This is a genomic window from Brevundimonas sp. GW460-12-10-14-LB2, from assembly GCF_001636925.1.
In the GTDB taxonomy this organism is placed as follows: Bacteria; Pseudomonadota; Alphaproteobacteria; order Caulobacterales; family Caulobacteraceae; genus Brevundimonas; species Brevundimonas vesicularis.
Genome location: NZ_CP015511.1, coordinates 1688977 through 1708974 on the forward strand (window position 1 = coordinate 1688977; position 19998 = coordinate 1708974).

19 protein-coding genes and 2 tRNA genes are annotated in these 19998 nt (G+C 65.8%); 12 read left to right on the forward strand and 9 right to left on the reverse strand.

Annotated features, from left to right (window positions below; all coding sequences use genetic code 11):
* The first annotated feature begins 47 nt into the window (after positions 1–47).
* Positions 48–1112: a PA0069 family radical SAM protein gene (locus A4249_RS08415; RefSeq protein ID WP_066551930.1), complete on the forward strand. Its 1065-nt coding sequence runs from the start codon at positions 48–50 to the stop codon at positions 1110–1112.
* Here A4249_RS08415 and A4249_RS08420 read toward each other — a convergent pair.
* Positions 1109–1504, reverse strand: coding sequence for a hypothetical protein (locus A4249_RS08420; protein ID WP_231868674.1), 396 nt, complete (start codon positions 1502–1504; stop codon positions 1109–1111). The two genes, A4249_RS08415 and A4249_RS08420, sit on opposite strands and share 4 nt — an antisense overlap.
* 2 nt (positions 1505–1506) lie before the next feature.
* Positions 1507–2751, reverse strand: a complete 1245-nt coding sequence (locus A4249_RS08425; RefSeq protein WP_066551933.1) for a class I SAM-dependent RNA methyltransferase — start codon at positions 2749–2751, stop codon at positions 1507–1509.
* A 196-nt stretch (positions 2752–2947) separates the two neighbouring features.
* Here A4249_RS08425 and A4249_RS08430 point away from each other — a divergent pair, with 196 nt between their 5' ends.
* Positions 2948–3610 carry a glycine zipper 2TM domain-containing protein gene (locus A4249_RS08430; protein WP_066551935.1) on the forward strand — a complete coding sequence of 221 codons (663 nt, stop codon included), beginning with the start codon at positions 2948–2950 and terminating at the stop codon, positions 3608–3610.
* 378 nt (positions 3611–3988) lie between these two features.
* On the opposite strand, the gene A4249_RS08440 is transcribed toward A4249_RS08430, so the two are convergent.
* From A4249_RS08440 to A4249_RS08460, 5 genes are all read right to left on the reverse strand, one after another.
* Positions 3989–4720: a TlyA family RNA methyltransferase gene (locus A4249_RS08440; RefSeq protein WP_066551939.1), complete on the reverse strand. Its 732-nt coding sequence runs from the start codon at positions 4718–4720 to the stop codon at positions 3989–3991.
* A 21-nt stretch (positions 4721–4741) separates the two neighbouring features.
* Positions 4742–7540: a valine--tRNA ligase gene (locus A4249_RS08445; RefSeq protein ID WP_066551942.1), complete on the reverse strand. Its 2799-nt coding sequence runs from the start codon at positions 7538–7540 to the stop codon at positions 4742–4744.
* An 81-nt stretch (positions 7541–7621) separates the two neighbouring features.
* The gene (locus A4249_RS08450; protein WP_066551944.1) at positions 7622–8227 is read right to left on the reverse strand and encodes a DUF2497 domain-containing protein; all 606 of its coding nucleotides are present in this window, start codon (positions 8225–8227) and stop codon (positions 7622–7624) included.
* A 130-nt stretch (positions 8228–8357) separates the two neighbouring features.
* Entirely contained in the window at positions 8358–9893 is a 1536-nt protein-coding gene (locus A4249_RS08455; protein ID WP_066551946.1) for a TolC family outer membrane protein, read from the reverse strand.
* 140 nt (positions 9894–10033) lie between these two features.
* Entirely contained in the window at positions 10034–10663 is a 630-nt protein-coding gene (locus tag A4249_RS08460) for a protein-L-isoaspartate O-methyltransferase family protein (RefSeq protein ID WP_066551947.1), read from the reverse strand.
* A gap of 134 nt (positions 10664–10797) precedes the next feature.
* Here A4249_RS08460 and A4249_RS08465 point away from each other — a divergent pair.
* A tRNA-Cys gene (locus A4249_RS08465) sits at positions 10798–10871 on the forward strand.
* A 48-nt stretch (positions 10872–10919) separates the two neighbouring features.
* Here the strand turns inward: A4249_RS08465 and A4249_RS08470 are convergent.
* The gene (locus tag A4249_RS08470) at positions 10920–11753 is read right to left on the reverse strand and encodes a TrmH family RNA methyltransferase (RefSeq protein ID WP_082854112.1); all 834 of its coding nucleotides are present in this window, start codon (positions 11751–11753) and stop codon (positions 10920–10922) included.
* Between the two features lie 44 nt (positions 11754–11797).
* Here A4249_RS08470 and A4249_RS08475 point away from each other — a divergent pair.
* The 7 genes from A4249_RS08475 to mnhG all read left to right on the forward strand — a co-directional run bounded on the left by A4249_RS08475 (position 11798) and on the right by mnhG (position 18044).
* Positions 11798–11872: transfer RNA gene (locus tag A4249_RS08475), tRNA-Asn, on the forward strand.
* A gap of 219 nt (positions 11873–12091) precedes the next feature.
* Positions 12092–15010 (forward strand): monovalent cation/H+ antiporter subunit A, encoded by a 2919-nt coding sequence (locus tag A4249_RS08480; protein ID WP_066551948.1) that lies wholly within the window; start codon positions 12092–12094, stop codon positions 15008–15010.
* Positions 15007–15351 carry a Na+/H+ antiporter subunit C gene (locus A4249_RS08485; RefSeq protein WP_197458363.1) on the forward strand — a complete coding sequence of 115 codons (345 nt, stop codon included), beginning with the start codon at positions 15007–15009 and terminating at the stop codon, positions 15349–15351. The genes A4249_RS08480 and A4249_RS08485 overlap by 4 nt, the downstream gene beginning before the upstream one ends.
* The gene (locus A4249_RS08490) at positions 15348–16943 is read left to right on the forward strand and encodes a monovalent cation/H+ antiporter subunit D (RefSeq protein ID WP_066551949.1); all 1596 of its coding nucleotides are present in this window, start codon (positions 15348–15350) and stop codon (positions 16941–16943) included. The genes A4249_RS08485 and A4249_RS08490 overlap by 4 nt, the downstream gene beginning before the upstream one ends.
* Positions 16940–17428: a Na+/H+ antiporter subunit E gene (locus A4249_RS08495; protein ID WP_066551950.1), complete on the forward strand. Its 489-nt coding sequence runs from the start codon at positions 16940–16942 to the stop codon at positions 17426–17428. The genes A4249_RS08490 and A4249_RS08495 overlap by 4 nt, the downstream gene beginning before the upstream one ends.
* Positions 17425–17706, forward strand: coding sequence for a K+/H+ antiporter subunit F (locus tag A4249_RS08500; protein WP_066551952.1), 282 nt, complete (start codon positions 17425–17427; stop codon positions 17704–17706). The genes A4249_RS08495 and A4249_RS08500 overlap by 4 nt, the downstream gene beginning before the upstream one ends.
* Positions 17703–18044 (forward strand): monovalent cation/H(+) antiporter subunit G, encoded by a 342-nt coding sequence (gene mnhG / locus A4249_RS08505; RefSeq protein ID WP_066551954.1) that lies wholly within the window; start codon positions 17703–17705, stop codon positions 18042–18044. Before A4249_RS08500 ends, mnhG begins: the two co-directional genes overlap by 4 nt.
* A 115-nt stretch (positions 18045–18159) precedes the next feature.
* On the opposite strand, the gene A4249_RS08510 is transcribed toward mnhG, so the two are convergent.
* A complete protein-coding gene (locus A4249_RS08510; protein ID WP_197458364.1) occupies positions 18160–18882 on the reverse strand; it encodes a hypothetical protein in 723 nt (240 codons plus the stop codon).
* 111 nt (positions 18883–18993) lie between these two features.
* Between A4249_RS08510 and A4249_RS08515 the strand changes: the two genes are divergently transcribed.
* Both A4249_RS08515 and A4249_RS08520 read left to right on the forward strand, forming a co-directional pair.
* Positions 18994–19599 (forward strand): TIGR00730 family Rossman fold protein, encoded by a 606-nt coding sequence (locus tag A4249_RS08515; protein WP_066551959.1) that lies wholly within the window; start codon positions 18994–18996, stop codon positions 19597–19599.
* Between the two features lie 105 nt (positions 19600–19704).
* Positions 19705–19998, forward strand: coding sequence for a CC_3452 family protein (locus A4249_RS08520; RefSeq protein ID WP_017504618.1), 294 nt, complete (start codon positions 19705–19707; stop codon positions 19996–19998).

Genomic DNA, 19998 nt, shown 5'->3' on the forward strand with positions numbered 1-19998 from the left:
AACAAATGTTCTTGCTTTGTTCCGGATGATGTCGCATCGTCCTTCCCATGGAAACCGCCAAGGGAAGAGGCGCGCGTTCGAATGCCAGCGGCCGATACGAGCCTGAGCAGCATCAGTCGTTCGATGACGGCTGGACGCAGGACGACGCCGAGGCCGCGCCGCTGCGCACCACCCTCACCCCTGAACACGCCCGCACCATCATCGCCCGGAACGACAGTCCGGACATCGGCTTCGACCGCTCCATCAACCCGTACAAAGGTTGCGAACATGGCTGCATCTACTGTTACGCCCGTCCGTCCCATGCCTGGATGGGCCTATCCCCGGGCCTGGATTTCGAGAGCCGGATCTTCTTCAAGCCCCAGGCCGCAAGTCTGCTGGAACAGGCGTTCCTCGCACCCCGATACCGATGCAAGCGCATCCACATAGGCGGCAATACAGACCCCTATCAGCCGGTCGAACGTGATCTGAAGTCGACGCGCTCGATCCTGGAGGTCATGCAGCGGTTCAATCACCCATTCAGCATCATCACCAAGTCGGTTTTGATCGCGCGCGACGCCGACATTTTGGGCCCGATGGGCAAGGCGGGGCTGGCCTCGGCCTTCGTCTCCATCACCACCCTGGATCGTGGGCTGGCGCGGGCGATGGAGCCGCGCGCCTCGACCCCCGCCAAGCGGCTGGAGGCGATCAGCCGCCTGGCCGACGCCGGTTGTCCGGTCGGGGTCGGGTTCGCCCCCGTCATTCCCGGTCTGAACGACCACGAACTGGAAGCGATCCTGGAGGCCGCCGCCAAGGCTGGGGCCACCCGGGCCATGTATGTCACCCTGCGTCTGCCGCTTGAGATCAAGGATCTGTTTCGGGAATGGCTGGCCGACGCCCGCCCGGATCGCGCCGCGCGCGTCATGTCCCTGATCCGCCAGACACGCGGGGGCAAGGATTATGACGCCGACTGGTCCCAGCGGATGAAGGGGAGCGGCCCCGTCGCCGAACTGATCGGAACGCGGTTCAAGGCCGCCGTCAAACGCTACGGCCTCGACACGCCGCACCGCCTGCTGGATGAAACCCAGTTCCGCGTGCCCGCAGACGCTCGGCCGCAGCTGGAGTTGTTCGGTTAGTCGTCCGCCGCCGAAGGATCGATGGCCCGCGTGACCAGATCGCGCCAGGTCGGATCGGTGTCATCGACCAGATCGACGTCCTCCATCAGGGCCACCGCGCCCTCCCCGTCCGGCAGGATCAGACCCAGGATTTCCATCTCCTCGCCATCGGCGCCGAGGTGGCTTTCGGCCTGAACGGCCACCGCCGCCTGTTCACCGTCCTCTTCCCACCAGATGACCGGCTGGGGCAGGTCCATGGCGATGGGACGCGGATCGTCGGTTTCGCCCAAGGCGAAGACGGCACGTCGCGCCTGAACGTCGTCCAGCGTCGCCACGGCGCCCGTGAACGGTGTCAGCCGCATCCAGTCGTCGGCGTCGAAACCGCCGCCGTCCTCTTCGTTCGTGTCGTCCAAGATCATCGTTTGAAAACCCCCACCAGTTCGACGTGCGAGGACCACAGGAACTGATCCACCGGCGTCACCGTCTCCAGCCGGAAACCGGCATCGATCAGCACCCGCGCATCACGTGCAAATGTCTGAGGATTGCACGACACGCCCACGACGACGCCGGCCTTGGTGTCCGCGATCTGGGCCGTCTGGTCGATCGCGCCGGCCCGCGGCGGGTCGAACACGATGGCGTCGCATCCCTTCAGGTCATAGGGATTCATCGGCCGACGAAACAGATCGCGGGCCTCGGCCGTGATGGCCTTCATCCCTTTGGCAGACCCGATGGCGGCCTTCAGCGCATCGATGCCCGGCTTGGATGCGTCCGCTGCGATCACCGGCGCTACCGTGGCCAACGGGAAGGTGAAGGTCCCTGCGCCGCAGAACAGATCGGCGATCTTCTTGGCGCCCTTCACCGCCGCCAGCGCGCGCGCAACCATCGCCGCCTCGGCCTGAGGGACCGCCTGCAGAAATCCACCCGCCGGCAGGGACACGGTCGCAGGACCGAACGCCACCTTCGGCTGGCGCGCCATCACCAGGGTGTCGCCTGCCAGACTGAGGCGCGCCAGATCGGCCCGGTGTGCGGCCTGAATGGCCTGCATCTGGGCGTCAGCCGACAGGCCGCCGCCCGAGCGCCTTTCGACCCCGGTCACATCGACGTCCAGCCCCGACAGGGTCCAGGTGACGTGCAGGGTCGGGGCCGATTTCGGATGTTCGAAAAAAGCGGCGGCGACCTGGGTCAGCGCCGGAATGGCCGCCACGATCCGGGGATCGGCGACCGGACAGGCCTTCACTTCGACCAGCCGCCAGGAGCGGCGCGCCTTGAAGCCCAGCACCACCCGTCCATCCTGGGTGCGACGGGCATGAAGGGCCAAGCGGCGACGACTGGCCGGCGGGGTCGCCACCGTCGACTCGATCTCGGTCTCGATCCGCTCGCGCGCCAGGGCCAGGCGCACCTGTTCTCGCTTCCAGTCCAGATACGGCTGTTCCGACCAATGCTGAAGCGAGCAGCCGCCACAGTCGCCATATTGAGGCGAGACCGGTGCGATCCGGTCGGGGCTGGGCGTGATGATCTCGACCTCTTCCAACCGACCGTCCACTACGACGCCGCGCACCGTTTCGCCGGGCAAGGTCAGGCCGGCGAACACCGGACCGGACGGCGTCTGGGCGACGCCGTCGCCCTGGCCGCCGACGCGGTCGATGGTGAAGATGTCCATCGGCGGGCTTCTAGCCGGGCGTCCCCTTTCGCTCAAGCCACGGGGCTACAACGGCGGACCGGCTGAACATGAACGAAGATGAACGAACCGATCAATTGCCGTTCAGCTTCGCCGTCGTAAATCCTAGTGCAACGAGACACGAGGCTTTGCCGTTAACGTTTGACGGAAAACCGTTCGGTCCTCAGAGGGTTGGAAAATGCGTCTCACGAAAACATCGATCGCCGCCGTCGCCGCCCTGGCGTTCGGCGTCACGGCTGCCCCGCTCACGGCGTCGGCCCAGAACCATTACGGCAGCGGCTATAGCCAGAACTACGGCACGGGCGCCTACAGCCGCTCGTATGATTACAACAGCGGCCGATATTACGATCCTTGCGCGCGCGAGCGCCAAGGCCGCACCGGCGCCGGCGCGGTGATCGGCGGCGGCGCGGGCGCCGTCATCGGCTCGCAACTGGCCGCACGCGGTCGACGCACGGAAGGCAGCATCCTGGGCGGCGTGCTCGGCGCTGTCGTCGGGTCGCAGGTCGGTCGATCCAGCTCGGACGCCTGCCGCAGCTATCAGAGCAGCTATGGCTCGAACGGCTATTACGCCCAGGGCTATAGCCAACCGAGCTACGGCTATTACGACGATCGTTACACCGGCGACCAAGGCTATCGCTACGACGACTATGATCGTCGCGATGACTATGCCTACAGCCGTGGCGGCTATTACGACGACCGCTCACGCCCGGTCGAATCTTATCAGAATTCAGATGGATGCCGTCTGGCCGAAAGCCAGATTCGTCTGCCGGATGGTCGCACGGACACCCGCTACGTCCGCACCTGCCCCGACCAGTACGGCCGCTATCGCGTCGTCGATTAATTTTCAGCCCCCCTGTCGATCGACGACGTGACGGAGCCGCCGGAGGAGTAATCCTCCGGCGGTTTCTCTTTGTTTCAGGGGCTATCGGCCGTTGGCCTACTTGAGCCCGTTTTGGGGCTATCGGCCGTTGGCCTACTTGAGCCCGTTTTGGGGCTATCGGCCGTTGGCCTACTTGAGCCCGTTTTGGGGCTATCGGCCGTTGGCCTACTTGAGCCCGTTTTGGGGCTATCGGCCGTTGGCCTACTTGAGCCCGTTTTGGGGCTATCGGCCGTTGGCCTACTTGAGCCCGTTTTGGGGCTATCGGCCGTTGGCCTACTTGAGCCCGTTTTGGGGCTATCGGCCGTTGGCCTACTTGAGCCCGTTTTGGGGGTTACGGCCCTAGCCCGGCTTCTTTGCCCAGAGCAGGAACTCAAGATTGCCGTCGCCACCGGTGATCGGACTTTCGGTTGTCGCCTGAACCGCCCAACCCAACGCTTCCAGCCAGTCGCGCACGCGCTCCACGGCCGCCGCATGCGCCCTCGCATCCTTGATCACGCCCTTCTTGCCGCCGCCCGGGCCATCGGCCTCGAACTGCGGCTTGACCAAGGTGACCAGATCCGCGCCGGGCGTCGCCAGATCGAGAGCGACTGGCAGCACTTTGATCAGGCTGATGAAACTGGCGTCGCAGACGACCAGCGACGGCGGCTGCGGGATCACATCAGGCGTGAGGTCGCGCGCATCGGTGCGCTCCAGATTGATCACGCGTGGATCGGACGACACCCGTGCGTGCATCTGGCCGAAGCCGACGTCGACGGCGAACACCTTGGCCGCGCCGCGGTTCAGCAGAACCTCGGTAAAGCCGCCCGTCGATGCGCCGACATCCAGCGCCACCCTGCCCTCCACGAGAACGGGCCATAGGGTCAGGGCGTGGTCCAGCTTCAGCGCCCCGCGTCCGACCCAAGGGTGGGCGGGTTGGGCCTCCAGCGCGATGTCATCCGAGAACTGTTCGGACGCCTTCCGCACGATCACGCCGTCGGCCAGAACCAGCCCCGCCACGATCGCGGCGCGCGCTTGCGAGCGGCTGTCAAACAGGCCGCGTGCGACCAGAAGCTGATCAATCCGCGTCTTCACGGCCGTGCTTTCATCGGGGCGTCAAAGCGACGCCAGACGCGCCAGCGCCGCCTGTAGCTTGACCTTGCCTGCCTCGGCCTCGCCCAGCTTGGTGCGCTGTTCGTCGACGACTTCCGGCGCCGCGCGAGACACGAAGTTGGGGTTGCCCAGCTTCTTGTTCACATGACCGATGTCGCTGTCTAAGGCGGCGATTTCCTTCTCCAGACGGGCCCGTTCGGCGGTCAGATCGATGATGCCCGCCAAGGACAAGGCGATGGTCGAGCCGCCGGATACGAAGGTCACGGCCCCTGTCGGCGCCGCGTCAGCCGAGCCGACCTCGGACACACGACCCAGGGTCAGGATCAGATCGCGATGGCGGGCCATCCGCTCGGCCGTCACGGCGTCGGGCGCGACAAAGGCCAGCGGCGGCTTGGCCGACGGCGGCACGTTCATTTCGGCGCGCAGACCGCGAATCTCGCCCACCAGATCGACCAGCCAGCCGATCTCGGCCTCGGCCGAGGCGTCGATGAAGGCGTCCGGCAGCACCGGCCACTCGGCGCCGATCAGCAAGCCGTCGCGCGCCAAATCGCGGGGTGCCCCCTCCTTGCCCAGTTCGGCCCACAGTTCCTCGGTGACGAAGGGCATGACCGGATGCAGCAGCTTCAGCGTCTGATCCAGCGTCCATGCGGTCATCGCGCGCGTCTCGGCCTTGGCGGCTTCATCGGCGCCCTGGAACACCGGTTTGGCCAGTTCCAGATACCAGTCGCAGAATACATTCCAGACGAAGCGATACAGGGCGCCCGCCGCATCGTCGAAGCGTCCGCCCTCGATGGCCTCGGACACGGCGCGTTCGGCCTTGGTCAGCTCGCCGCGGATCCAACGGTTGATTGTCTGGCCGACGCTCGCGGGATCGAAGCCCTCGATCCGGCGCGCCTCGTTCATCTGGCTGAAGCGCGCGGCGTTCCACAGTTTGGTGCCGAAGTTGCGGTAACCCTCGATCCGCTGTTTCGACAGTTTGATGTCGCGAGTACCCGACAGGATCGCCATGGTGAAGCGCAGCGGATCGGCGCCCAGCTCGTCGATGATGCCCAGAGGGTCGATGACGTTCCCCTTGGATTTGCTCATCTTCTGGCCCTTCTCGTCGCGGACGAGGCCATTGATGATGACGCGCTTGAACGGGACCTCGCCCATGAAGTGCTGGCCCATCATCATCATCCGGGCGACCCAGAAGAAGATGATGTCCGCCGCCGTGACCAGGTCGCTGGTCGGATAGAACCGCTCCAGATCCTCGGTCTTCTCGGGCCAACCCATGGTCGAGAAGGGCCACACGGCCGAGGAGAACCAGGTATCCAGAACGTCCTCGTCCTGGGTCAGGGCGACCTCGGAATCATAGTCCGCCATCGCCTGTTCGCGGGCGTCCTCTTCCGTTTCAGCCACATAGATTTCGCCATTCGGGCCATACCAGGCCGGAATGCGGTGCCCCCACCAGAGCTGGCGTGAGATGCACCACGGCTCGATGTTGCGCAGCCATTCGAAATAGATCTTCTCGTAGGACTTGGGCTCGAACACAGTATCGCCCTGCTCCACCGCCTTCAGCGCGGGCTGGGCCAGGACCTTGGCGTCGACGTACCACTGGTCCGTCAGCCACGGCTCGATCACCACGCCAGAGCGGTCGCCGTGCGGCACGACGTGTTTGGTCTTCTCGATCTCGCGCAGCCAGCCCTCTTCCTCGGCGCGGGCGACGATGGCCTTGCGCGCGGCGAAGCGGTCGAGGCCCGCGAAATCCGGGAAGCTCTCGACCAAACGCAAAATCTCGAAGTCTTCTGTTGTCCGCCCCTCGGCGTCGACGCCCTTGTAGGCTGCGTCAAAGTTCAGTATCCGACCGAATGCGTCCATTACGTTAATGGCCGGCAGGCCCGCCCGCTTTCCGACTTGGAAGTCGTTGAAGTCGTGCGCCGGCGTGATCTTCACCGCGCCCGAGCCCTTGGTCGGGTCGGCGTATTCGTCGGCGACAATCGGGATACGGCGCCCGGTGATCGGGAGGATAACCGATTTGCCGACGATGGCTGCGTAACGCTCGTCATTCGGATGCACGGCCACGCCGGTATCGCCCAGCATCGTCTCAGGCCGCGTCGTGGCGACGACGATGAAGTTTCGCGTCTCCCACTCCGTCGCATTGCCTTCGTCGTCGAAGATCACCGGGTGTTCGTATGTTTCCTCGTCCGCCAGCGGATAAGCGAAATGCCAGTAGGCGCCGTCCACCTCGCGCTGCTCGACCTCCAGGTCAGAGATGGCGGTCTGAAAGTGCGGGTCCCAGTTCACCAGCCGCTTGTCGCGATAGATCAGGCCTTCCTTATGCAGTTGCACGAAGACCTTGCGGACGGCGGCGTTTAGCCCCTCGTCCAGGGTGAACCGCTCGCGCGACCAGTCGCACGATGCGCCGAGGCGGCGCAGCTGACGCACGATGGTCCCGCCGCTTTCGGCCTTCCACTCCCAGATTTTTTCGATGAAGGCGTCGCGGCCCATGTCGCGACGCCCCACATTGCTGGCGGCGGCCAGTTGACGCTCGACCACCATCTGGGTGGCGATGCCGGCGTGGTCCGTGCCCGGCAGCCACAGCACCGCCTTGCCCTTCATCCGGTGATAGCGGGCCAGGATGTCCTGCAGCGTATTGTTCAGCGCATGGCCGATATGCAGGCTGCCGGTCACGTTGGGCGGCGGAATGACGATCGAATAGGCCTCTGCGGCGCCGTCGGTGCGGGGCGCGAACAAGCCGCTCTCTTCCCACTGGGCGTAAAGGCGGGGCTCGGCGGCCTGGGGTTCGAAGGTCTTCTCAAGCATCGGAATAGGTCTTTTGCAAAATGCGAAAGGGCGGCCCCTTCAGGAGCCGCCCCTCGGATTAGTCTGGGCTGAAGCGAAGGGCTAGGCGCTGCGCGCGATGCGTTCGACTTCCTTTTGTACCGCCGCTTGGACAATGCCGGGCAGGTTGTTGTCCAGCCAGTCCTTCAAAAGCGGGCGCAGCATCTCGGCGACCATGGCCTCGACCGTGTTGCCGCTGACGAAGGGCAGGTCGCCCGAGGCCGACGGAGCCGGCTCAGGCTTCTTGAAGCTGGCGGCCAGGCCCGCAAAGGCCGAGGCCGCGCTGGCGGCGGCACTGTCGCCGACCAGAGTGTCATAGGCCGGGGCCGGCTCGGGAGCCGATTCGTAAGCCGGCGCGGGTTCCGGCTCGGGCTGATAGGGCGCGGGCGAATGCTCTACCACGTCCAGGTCGCCGATGGTCTCGGCCGGCGCTTCATAGCGGTCGGTCAGTTCCAGCACGTCGTCTTCGACGGCGGCGGGTTCCGGCGTCGGCTCGACCGGGGCGGCGAAGACGGTTTCGGCCGCGATCGGTTCGGGAACCGGCTCAGGCGTGGCTTCCGGCATCGCGGCCGCCGGCGTCTCGGCCGGGGCCTCGTCTTCGGAGATGATCCGGCGAATCGACGCCAGAATCTCTTCCATGGTCGGTTCCTGGGCGGACTGATCGGTCATGGCGCAACCTTGGGCGAGGCCTGGGTAGAAGGGGTGGGCGCCGAACGACGGATCGCTCGAAACCTGTGCCTTGTCGTCGCATCTTCGCCCGTCGGAATCAACGGGCGGTTTCCGTCCGTATTCGACGCGGTCAGTTCTGCGGCGCCGTGCGCACAACCTCGCCCTTGAGCTGAGCGTCGATCGGCGCGTCGGCGGTGTCCGGCGTGGTCACGATCGGCGGCGAGGCCACGCGGTCCAGCGTCTCGATCACGCCGTCCCACGGCAGGCCGCCGCGTCCCTTGACCTGGTCGTAGTTCGCAGCGGGATCATAGGCCTCGATCGTCGGGTTCAGCGCCGGGCCTTCCAACTGTCCCATGGCGGCCAGCAGCGAGGCGCGGGCGACATATTCAGCGGCGCGGGCGCTGGCGACCGAAGTCTGGGCATTCCGAAGCGCTAGTTCCTGGTTCAACACGTCAAGCGTGGTGCGCAGGCCGACCTGAGCTTCCTGCCGCACGCCTTCGGCCGCGACCGATGCTGCGCGAACGGCTTCCGTGCCGGCCGCGACCGTGGCGCGGGTCGAGAGCACCTGGGCATAGGCCGAGCTGACATTCTGCAGCACGGTGCGGCGCTCGCCCTCAATGCCGATCTGGGCCGCGTTGGCGCGCTCCAAAGCCTGGGCGACGCGCGAGCGATTCAGACCGCCGGTGAACAGCGGCACGGACAGGGTCGCGCCAGCCGTGAAGCTGCGGCGATCGGCCAGTTCGCCCAGGTCGCCCAGATCGTTGGTCGATCCGCCATAGGAGGCGGTGGCGCGCACCGACGGCAGATATTCCGAACGGGCGGCCGCGACGGCGGCCTCGGCGCTTTGCAGTTGATAGGTCGCGGCCAGGACAGCGGGATTGCGCTGCAACGCCGTCTCGATGGCGACGTCGAAGTCGCTGGGCACTTCCGGCAGGACCGGCGCGGCTTCCAGATCGGCCGGCGACTGGCCGACGACGGCGGCATAGGCGGCGCGCGACGTGGAAAGCTGGGCCTGGGCGTTCGCCAGGTCGGCTTCAGACTGCGCCTGCGAGGCTTCGGCCTGGGCCACGTCGGTGCGGGTGATCTCGCCGACCTCGAAACGGGCGCTGGTTTCTTCCAGCTGGCGTTGCAGCACCGTCAGGTTCTCCTGACGGATACGCAGGATTTCCATGTCGCGGGTGACGTTCACATAGGCCTGGATCACCGACAGCATGACCGACTGTTCGATCTCACGCAGGTTCTCGCGGCCGGCCAGGACGCTGGCGCGCGCCTGGTCGATGGCGCGCGAGGTGCGACCGGCAGTCCAGACATTCTGGCTGACGCTGACGCCGACATTGGCGCCTTCAGTTTCGGACGACGAGGTCTTGACCTGGGTATCGGGTATGCCGTCGCCGTTCGTGTCGACGAACTGGGTCACGGCGGGGAAGTCGCTGCGGGTATAGTCGACGCCGGCCGAGGCGCCGATGGTCGGGCGCAGGCCCGACCGCGCCTGGACCACCGTCTCGTCCAGCGCACGCTGGTTGGCGCGTTGGGCCAGCAGGTTGGGATTGGTCCGATAGGCCAGGGCGATGGCGTCCTGCAGCGTCTCGGCCCAGGCCGGCGCGCCCAGACCGGTCATCACAGCGACCACAGCGGCCGAAGCCAGCACACGCGAGCGTTTCAACATTGTCCGTCCTTGCGTGACGCTCCGAAGAACGCCCGAATGTTTTCTCAAGCGTAACTGCGGCCTGACCGAACCACACGCCAGTTAAGTTTTCTTCACGGTTGCGAGCGGGATTTCCGTCGCAACCGCTCGTCTCTTTGATCTTACAGCGCGAAAGTGGGGGCCGGCTTCAGCTCGGCAAGGACCGCAGGCGACGAATCAAACAGCTCGCGGCGCGACAGCCCTTCGCGCGTCTGAACATACAGGGCCGCCTTGCCGATGGCGCCGCGGCGTTCGACCACGCCGATCCGGCCGCCGGGACGCAGAGCCGCGCCCCACGATTCGGGCAGGCTCTCGACGCCGCCTTCGGAAATGATCAGATCCCATCCTTCGCCGCTCGGCTGAGCCAACGGCGCGACGACCGTGGTTACGCCCGCTTCGGACAGGGCCTCGCCGACCACGGCGAAAACGGCCTCGTCCGACTCCTGAGCCGTGACACTGACACCCATACGGGCCAGCAGGGCGGCGGCATAGGGCGCGGCGATCGCCAGGGCCTTCTCGCCTTCGCGTGCATCGGCCGCTTGCAGCAGCTTGGCGACGTCGCGCGCAGGCATCAGGCGGCGCTCGCCCGCGATCATCACCGATTCTTCGGAATAGGCGGCGAAGGCGCGATCAGGCGCGCAGAATTTCTCACGCGGCACAGCCATCATGGCCAGGTGAATCGCGCGATCCGTCACGTCGTTCACTCGCACCTGCGAGTCGACCATGGCCTTGCGCTCTGCGGTGAAATCCATCTGTAGGCAGCCTTCAACGATAATCCGGGAGGAAATCTCGCGCGCTTATAGGTCCGTGCGTTGCAGCGGACAATCCGATCTGATAGCGAACGCCCCTCGCGATGACCGCCCCCGAGAAATCGGGGACAAAAAGCGGCCTGATGGCGGAGTGGTGACGCAGAGGACTGCAAATCCTTGCACCCGGGTTCGATTCCCGGTCAGGCCTCCATCGCGACGATACGGACGAAGGCCGCCCCTCGGGGCGGCCTTCGCGTTTTCAGCTTCCAGCAAGCGGCGTCGTCGTCAGATGATGAAGCGCAACCGCACTCGTCGCCGCGACATTCAGCGAATCGAACCCGCCCGCCATAGCGATGCCGATCGGCCGGCAACGGTCGATCAAATCCTTGGGCAGCCCCGGACCTTCCGACCCCAGCATCAGAGCGACCGGTCCGGCGCGCCTGTAGTCCGAAAGCCGCTCGGTCGCCGAAGGCGTCAGCGCCAACACCTCGACGCCGGCCCGCTGCAGGGCCTCGATAATGTCTGTCGCGCCGGCCACGACGAACGGCGTGCGCAGCACCGCGCAGACCGAAACGCGAATCGCCTTGCGGTAAAAGGGGTCGCAGCAGGTCGGATCAAGCAGCACCGCCGTGGCGCCGAACGCGGCGGCGTTCCTGAACAAGCCGCCGACATTGTCGTGGTTGCCGATCCCGCTGGCCACGACGAACACGTCCTGCGACCCGATATCCGCCAGCACTTTGTCCAGCGACAGCGGCTCGGGCTTTTGGCCCAAGGCCAGAATGCCCCGATGCAGTTCGAAACCCGCGATTCGGTCCAGCACGGCTTGGCCCGCAACATAGACGGGCGTCGCGGGCGCCAGAGACGTGATGACATCGCCCAAGGCCGCAACGCGCTTTTCCGCCAGCAGCAGCGACAGGGGCCGGCAGCGCGACGCCGTCGACGCCAGTCCACGCACCACGACCTCCCCTTCCGCGATGAACAGTCCTTGACGACCCGTCAGATCGCGCTCTCGGATATCGCGATAGGCCGCAACACGCGGGTCTGCGGGATCGTCGATAAATATCGTTTCGATTGGCTCGTTTTCCCATTGCAAGATCGGAACAGCCGCTGCTATACGCCCGCCTCCCGAGCAGATGTTCCGCAGTAGCTCAGTGGTAGAGCAGCCGACTGTTAATCGGCTGGTCGTAGGTTCGAATCCTACCTGCGGAGCCACTCGGGGTAAAGACTGAGGCCAGACAAGGCGTTAGGTCAAAAATTTTCCATAATACCTGATCCTTCTCGCACGACGACCGAGCTGCTGGGCGCGGACGTGCCGCGATCTGGTGTCGCTTTGACGCACACCGCCCCTGTCCGTAGATCAAAGCGAACCTTGGCCAACCTTGAGCGTTGGCAAAGCTATCCCTCACGATCCAGGAGAGACGCCCCGCCTCGATGTCCATCAGCTTCCTTTTCGTCGTCATCCTGGTCCTGCCGTTCCTTGGCGCCATCGTCGCGTCCGGCTTGCCGCGTCACGCACGCACCTCGGCCGCCATCTTGTCCTGGATCGTGGCCTTGGTCAGCCTGGGGTGTCTGGCTGCGCTATGGCCGATGTTCCAGGACGGGGAGACGCTGCGCTACGAGATCCCGTGGCTGCCGTCGCTGGGCGTCAATCTGGTGCTGCGACTGGATGGACTGTCGTGGCTGTTCAGCGCCCTGATCCTGGGGATCGGCGCCTTGGTGGTGCTGTATGCCCGCTACTACATGTCGCCGAAGGATCCGGTGCCGCGGTTCTTCTCCTTCCTGCTGGCCTTCATGGGCGCGATGCAAGGCGTGGTGCTGTCGGGCAATCTGATTCAGCTGGTCGTATTCTGGGAGCTGACCAGCCTCTTTTCCTTCCTTCTGATCGGCTATTGGCACCAGAACCCCGCCGCGCGCGAAGGGTCGCGAATGGCGCTGACGGTGACGGCCATGGGCGGCATCGCCCTGCTGGTCGGGATGATCCTGATCGGGCGGATCGTCGGCAGCTACGACCTCGATGTCGTCTTGGCGTCGCGCGAGGCGATCCAGACCAGCCCGCTGTATCTGCCCGCGCTGATTCTGCTGCTGCTCGGCGCGATGACCAAGAGCGCGCAGTTTCCGTTCCACTTCTGGCTGCCCCGCGCCATGGCCGCGCCGACGCCGGTCAGCGCCTATCTGCACTCCGCGACCATGGTGAAGGCGGGGATCTTCCTGCTGATCCGCTTCTGGCCCGTCCTGGCGGGGTCTGAGAGCTGGTATCTGATCGTCGGCGGCATGGGTCTGGCGACGCTGCTGCTCGGCGCCTGGTGCGCCATCTTCCAGCATGATCTCAAAGGCCTGCTGGCCTATTCGACGATCAGCCATCTGGGCCTGATCGTGCTGCTGCTGGGATTAGGCAGTCCGTTGGCCTGTATCGCGGCCATCTTCCACACGGTGAACCACGCCACCTTCAAGGCGTCGCTCTTCATGGCCGCCGGCATCATCGACCACGAGGCCGGCACGCGGGATATGCGCAAGCTCAGCGGTCTTTTCCGCTTCATGCCCTTCACGGCGACCCTGGCTATGGTGGCCGCAGCCGCGATGGCGGGCGTGCCCCTGTTGAACGGCTTCCTGTCCAAGGAAATGTTCCTGGCCGAGGCGGTGGCCAGCGCCCATACGCACGGCCTGAACATGCTGCTGCCCGCCCTGGCCACCTTGGCCAGCGCCTTCAGTGTTCTGTATTCACTCCGGTTTATCCACGCGACCTTCTTCGGCCCGCCTCCGACCGAGCTGGATCGCATCCCGCACGAGCCGCCCGCCTGGATGCGTCGCCCCGTCGAGGTGCTGGTCGCCCTGTGTCTGGTCGTCGGCATCTTCCCGGCTGTGACAGTGGGACCGTTCCTGAAGAGCGCCGCCGTTTCGGTGCTGGGCTTTGACCTGCCCTATTACAGTCTGGCCCTGTGGCACGGATTCAACCTGCCGCTGGTGCTGAGCCTTATCGCCCTCGCCGGCGGCGTGGGTCTTTATGTCGTCTTCGGCAAACGCATCAACGCCAACCCGCGCGGCGGACCGTGGGGCTGGAAGCGTCTGAACGGCGGCTGGTTGTTCGAGCGAACCATGACCGGCCTGTTCAAGGGGTCGGAGGCGATGGTTCGCCTGTTAGGGGCCACACGACAACAGGCACAGCTGAGGGCCATCGTCTTGGTCGCCCTGCTGGCGGGCGGGCTGGCGGCGATCGGCGCAGGATTGGTCATCCGCCCGATCATGCCGACATTCACCCTGTCCAACTGGGCCTTCGCCGGTCTTTGGCTGGTCGGCGCCAGCTGTGCAGTCGCGGCGGCATGGCAGGCGAAATATCACCGGCTTGCCGCCGTCGTTCTAATGGGCGGCGCAGGTCTGGCCAGTTGCCTGTCCTTCGTCTGGCTGTCGGCGCCGGATCTGGCCGTGACCCAGTTGCTGGTCGAGGTCGTGACCACCGTCCTGCTGCTGCTGGGTCTGCGCTGGCTGCCGAAACGGCTGGAGACCATTCGCCTGCCACAGGCCATGGAGAAGCGGTCTCGCCGCCGCCGCCGTATCGACCTGATCATCGCCGCCGCCGTCGGCGCGTCCTTGGCGGCCATTTCCTACGCCGTCATGACGCGACCATCGATCGAGGGGATTTCGCGCTTCTTCGTCGAACACGCCTACAAGGACGCGGGCGGTCGCAACATCGTCAACGTCATCCTGGTCGACTTCCGCGCCTTCGACACCTTTGGAGAGATCACGGTTCTGGGCATTGTCGGTCTGACGATCTTCGCCCTGCTGCGCCGCTTCCGTCCCGCCGACGACACCCTGTCCAATCCCAGCCAGCAGAGCGTGCAGGATGCCTCAGACCGCGATCATGAGACGCGATCGGAGGGCGACACGCTGAAGGAGACCATGCTGATCCCCCGCGTGGTGATGCGCTGGATCTTCCCCTTCATCATCCTGCTCGCCGTTCACCTGTTCCTGCGCGGTCATGACCTGCCGGGCGGCGGTTTCGCGGCGGGTGTGGCCCTGTCGATCGCCTTCATCCTGCAATATATGGCCTCGGGCGCCCGCTGGGTCGAAGAGCGGCTGGCGATCCGGCCCATCTTCTGGATCGGAGCCGGCCTGGTGATCGCCGCCCTCAGCGGGATCGGATCGTGGCTGTTCGGCTATCCCTTCCTGACTTCCTGGTTCCAGTATGCCGACCTGCCGATCCTGGGCCGCGTGCCCTTGGCCAGCGCCGTGCTGTTCGACTTGGGCGTGGTCGTTCTGGTCGTGGGCGCCACGGTCCTGACCCTCGTCGCCCTGGCGCACCAGTCGCTGCGCAAGCCTAAGCAAAGAGACGCCGAAGAAGGAGAGCCGTCATGATGGAGCTGGTTCTCGCCCTCGCCATCGGCGTGTTGTCGGCCTCGGGTGTCTGGCTGCTGCTGCGCCCGCGCACCTTTCAGGTGATCATGGGGCTGTCGCTGCTGTCCTATGCGGTCAACATCTTCATCTTCGCCATGGGGCGGCTGAGGTCGGGCGCGCCGCCCGTGCTGGCGGGCGACGTCTCCGACCCCGCGCGCTACACCGACCCGACGCCGCAGGCGCTGGTCCTGACCGCGATCGTCATCAGCTTCGCCCTGACGGCGCTGTTCCTGGTCGTCATTCTGGCCGCGCGCGGCATCACCGGCAACGACCATGTCGATGGCAAGGAGCCGGACGCATGATCGACTGGAACGCCCATCTGATCATCGGCCCCATCGTCCTGCCGATGATCATCGCCTCAGCCATGCTGCTGCTGGACGAACGTCGCCGAACGCTGAAGGCGGCGCTTAGCTTGAGCGCTATGGCCGCCATTCTGGTCATGGCTTTGGTTCTGCTGCACGAGAGCGCAAACGGCGCGGTGGGCGGCGGGGATACTGCCCGCGTCTATCGCCTCGGATCGTGGGCTGCGCCCTACGGCATTGTCCTGGTGGCCGACCGGCTGTCGACGATGATGGTCGCGCTGACCAGTGTTCTTGGCGGATGCGCGCTGATCTTCGCCCTGGCGCGATGGGACCGGGCGGGACCGCGCTTCCACGCCCTGTTCCTGCTTCTGATCATGGGCGTGAACGGCGCCCTGCTGACCGGCGACCTGTTCAACCTGTTCGTCTTTTTCGAAATCATGCTGGCCGCCTCATACGGACTGGCCCTGCATGGGTCGGGCGAGGCGCGGGTGCGGGCGGGCGTGATCTATATCGCCGTCAATCTGACGGCGTCCTTGCTGTTCCTGATCGGCGTCAGCCTGATCTACGGGGTGACCGGCACGCTGAACATGGCGGATGTTGCGACGCGGGTTGCGACCGTTTCAGTAGATGACCTAGGACTGTTTCATATCGGAGCGGCGGTGCTGGGCACAGCCTTCCTGATCAAGTGCGCCATGTGGCCCTTGGGCTTCTGGCTGACCCCGACCTATTCGGCTGCCACCGCGCCGGCGGCGGCGGTCTTCGCCATCCTGTCCAAGGTCGGGGTCTATGTCGTCATCCGCCTCAGTCTGCTGCTGTTCGGCGCCGACGCGGGCGCCTCCGCCGGATTTGGCCTGACCTGGCTGTTCGTCGGCGGACTGGCGACCATAGCGTTCGGCACGTTCGGCCTGATCGCCTCTCGCGATCTGTCGCGCGCCGCCGGGTTCGGCGTGATGATTTCGTCTGGCACCGTTTTGGCCAGCCTTGGCGTCGGCGATGCGGCGACCCTCAGCGGCGCGCTCTTCTACTTGATTGGCTCAACCCTGGCCTGCGCAGCCCTGTTCTTGCTGGCCGAGATTCTCCAGCGCGGACGCGAGACCGACGTCGGCGAGGCGCGCGCTGTTTTCGATGACGAGTATCGTGATCCCTTCGACGACGAAGAGCGCAATGAGCCAGGCCTGGTCATTCCGGCGGCCGTCGCGGCCCTGGGCGGGGCCTTTCTGATCTGCACCCTGATGGTCGCCGGTCTACCGCCCTTGGCCGGCTTCGTCGGAAAACTGTCGATGATCAGCGCCTTGGTCGGCGTTGGCGATGCGGCGGCCTGGACGCTGGTCGCTGTGCTTTCCGTATCCAGCCTCGGCGCCTTGATCGGCTTGACGCGTCTCGGTGTCGGCGCGATCTGGACCCGCGACGAGGACGCGCCGGCGTTCGTCGTGGGTGCGGCCGAGCTGACGGCGGTCGCAGCCCTGCTCGGCGCCTGCGTGTTTCTGGCCATCTTCGCTGGTCCCGCGTTGATCTACACCGACCACACCGCGGCCTGGCTGGCTGAACCGCAAGGCTACATCCACGCGGTCCTGGGCGGAGGCGGTCGATGAGACGCGTCCTTCCCTACCCCATCCTGTCGCTAGGCCTGTTCGTCGCCTCGATCCTGCTCAGCGCCTCGGTTGCGCCGCCGGCTCTGGCGCTCGCGGTGCTGCTGGCCTTGCTGGCGCCGATCATCATGCTGGCGCTGGGCGTGGATCGCGTGCGGGTGAAGGCGCCGATGACCATCATGCGCCTCGCCATCGACGTCGTGGGCGATATCGTGCGCTCCAACTGGGCGGTCTCGCACATCATTCTGGGGCGGCGACGGCATGAGCGCACATCCGGCTTCATCCACATCCCGCTGGACCTGCGCGACCGATACGGTCTGGCGGTCCTGGCCATCATCATCACCTCGACGCCCGGCACCCTGTGGGTCGAGTACGAAGCCGCGACCGGCCGTCTGCTGCTGCACGTGCTGGATCTCGTGGATGAAGAGACCTGGGTGCGGCTGATCAAGGATCGCTACGAACGCCGGCTGATGGAGATTTTCGAATGACGGCGGCGGTGCTGACCTGGGGCCTGGGTCTGGCCCAGCTGATGCTGATCTGCGCCATGGCCCTGGCGGCGTGGCGGATCATTCACGGTCCGCGCGCCCAGGATCGCGTCCTGGGCATGGACACGCTTTATCTGAACGGCATGCTGCTGGTGGTGGTGTTCGGCATCCGCACCAACAGCCAGCTTTATTTTGAGGCCGCTCTGGTGATCGGCATGTTGGGCTTCGCCGCCACCGTGGCGCTGGCCAAGTTCCTGATGCGTGGCGAGGTGATCGAATGACCCAAGCTGAACTTCCCGCATGGGCCGCCATCATCGTCGTCGTCCTGGCGGTCATCGGGTCGGCCCTTTCGCTACTGGGCGCGGTTGGGCTGGTTCGGCTGAAGACCTTCTATGAGCGCGTCCACGCTCCGACGCTCGGGGCCACGCTAGGCATGGCGCTGGTCCTGCTGGCGTCGATCGTCTGGTTCACGATCGTCGAGCGGCGTTTCATGCCCCGCGAAATCCTGATCGGCCTTTTCCTGACGGTCACAACGCCGGTCACCTTGATCCTGCTGGCCCGCGCCGCCCTGTTCCGCGATCGCACCGAGGGCGCCGAAGACACGTCGGGAAAGGGCTGATCGGCGGCAAAAAGAAGCCCGGCGGGGGCGCCGGGCTGCAAGCAGGTTCGGTGATGGTGTCCCTGAGGACGGCCCCATTTCTTAACCGAAATGGTTTCCAGATCGTTAAATGCCTTCAGTCAGGCAGCCAGGTCGTCTGACGCCCGGATGGCTCGACAGGCCATGTGATCCGCCAGCCCGCCCCCGCCCGCTCGACGACGAAGCCCGCAGCCGCGCCCGCGCCCGGATAGTCGAAGCGCTTTCCATTCACCGTGATCGTCGCCGCACCCGACTGTCCGATGACGGCCCGCCAGCGGCCGCGCCCGATCGCCGTCGGCGCCATATCTGCGCCGTTGATATTGACCGAGGGAGCCGCCCCATTCGTCCGGCCTGACACCATCAGAGTCGCACCGTCCGAATCCACCGCATCCAGCCCCTCGCTGCCATCGAGCCGGACAGTCGGCTGGCCTGCTGCAATCAGGGCGACGGGACCGGCCCCGCCCTGGATCACCACCAGCGTCTCAGGCGAGACGGCGGCGTCCTCGCCCACCTGCACCTCAGGCGTGAAGCGTACATCGCCGCTCAAAGGCGGCAGTCGCAGTTCGAACCGCCCCGCGCCGTCCGCCGTCGTCGCCACGGCCGCAGTATCCGGCGCACGCAGTACGACGCGCGCATTGGGCCCCGCCCCGCCGCGCAGCACCAGAACGCCGCCGTCGCGCATCACGCCATCAATCTGGGGCGGGCGAACCCAGGGCGAGGCCTCGTCGGCCCCCGTCGGCCCCGCCACGCCGCCCTGCTGATCGGAACAGGCTGCGGCAGCCAGGACCGCGACACACGCGACCATCATCTGACGTTTCATCCTGCGCCTCTACGATATAGGACTGGCGACCCAGCGGCTCGAGCCTGTGTTAGCTTGAGCGCCGTCGGTTTGGCCATGGCCAGGCCGCCTATTCGTTTTCTTCGAGGCTCCATGTCCCTGCCCCCCGTTTCGTTCCTGCCGTTCGACGGCTCTTCCGTCTGCCTGTTCTGCGGCGCCTCCGAGACCGCCGATCCTACCTATACCGAGGCGGCCTATGCGTTCGGCAAGGTGACGGCCGAGGCCGGCTGGCGGCTGGTCTATGGTGGCGGCGGCGTGGGCCTGATGGGGGCCTCGGCGCGCGGCGCGCATGAGGCGGGCGGCCGGGTCGTCGGCATCATGCCGGCTTTCCTGCGCAGCCGCGAACGCTTGTTCGACGAGGTCGAGACCGTCGTCGTCACTTCGATGCACGAACGCAAACAGCTGATGTACGATCAGTCGGACGCCTTCGTGGTGGCGCCCGGCGGCATCGGCACCCTGGAAGAGGTTGTGGAGCTGCTGTCCTGGAAGCGGCTGGACCTGCACCACAAGCCGGTCGTCTTCCTTAACCTGAACGGCTTCTGGAACGGCTTCTTCGAGCTGATGAAGCACAGCGTCGCAGAAGGAATGACGCCGCAGTCATTCCTGGACGCCTGGACCGTCGCCGAAACCGTCGAAGAGGCGATGGCGCAGGTTCAGGCCGGCGGCGATGCGCCGCAATTGAAACATGATCATCGATAAGTGATCATCGCTCATAATCCGCTACGCGCACCTTGACAGTTTTTATCGAAAACTGACATGGGAGCGCAGCGGCATGACGCCGTTCTTCATTTCGGAGAGTTTTCAATGCGCGCTCTGCTGATCGCCGCCGCCCTGTTCGCCGCCGCCCCTGCGGTCGCCCAAGCCCCCGCCGCCACCAGCCTGACGCTGGCCGACGCCGCCAAGGCGCCCGCACGCGCCACCATCATCGACGGCGCTCGTTGGTCCTGCGAAGGCGCGACCTGCACCGCTGCTGGCGGCACGGAACAGCCCGCGACGCGCGCCTGCCGTCGCGTGGTTCAGAAGTTCGGTCCCGTGACCGCCTTCTCGTACAAGGGCGTCGCCCTGAGCGCCGACGAACTGGCTGTCTGCAACGCCTAA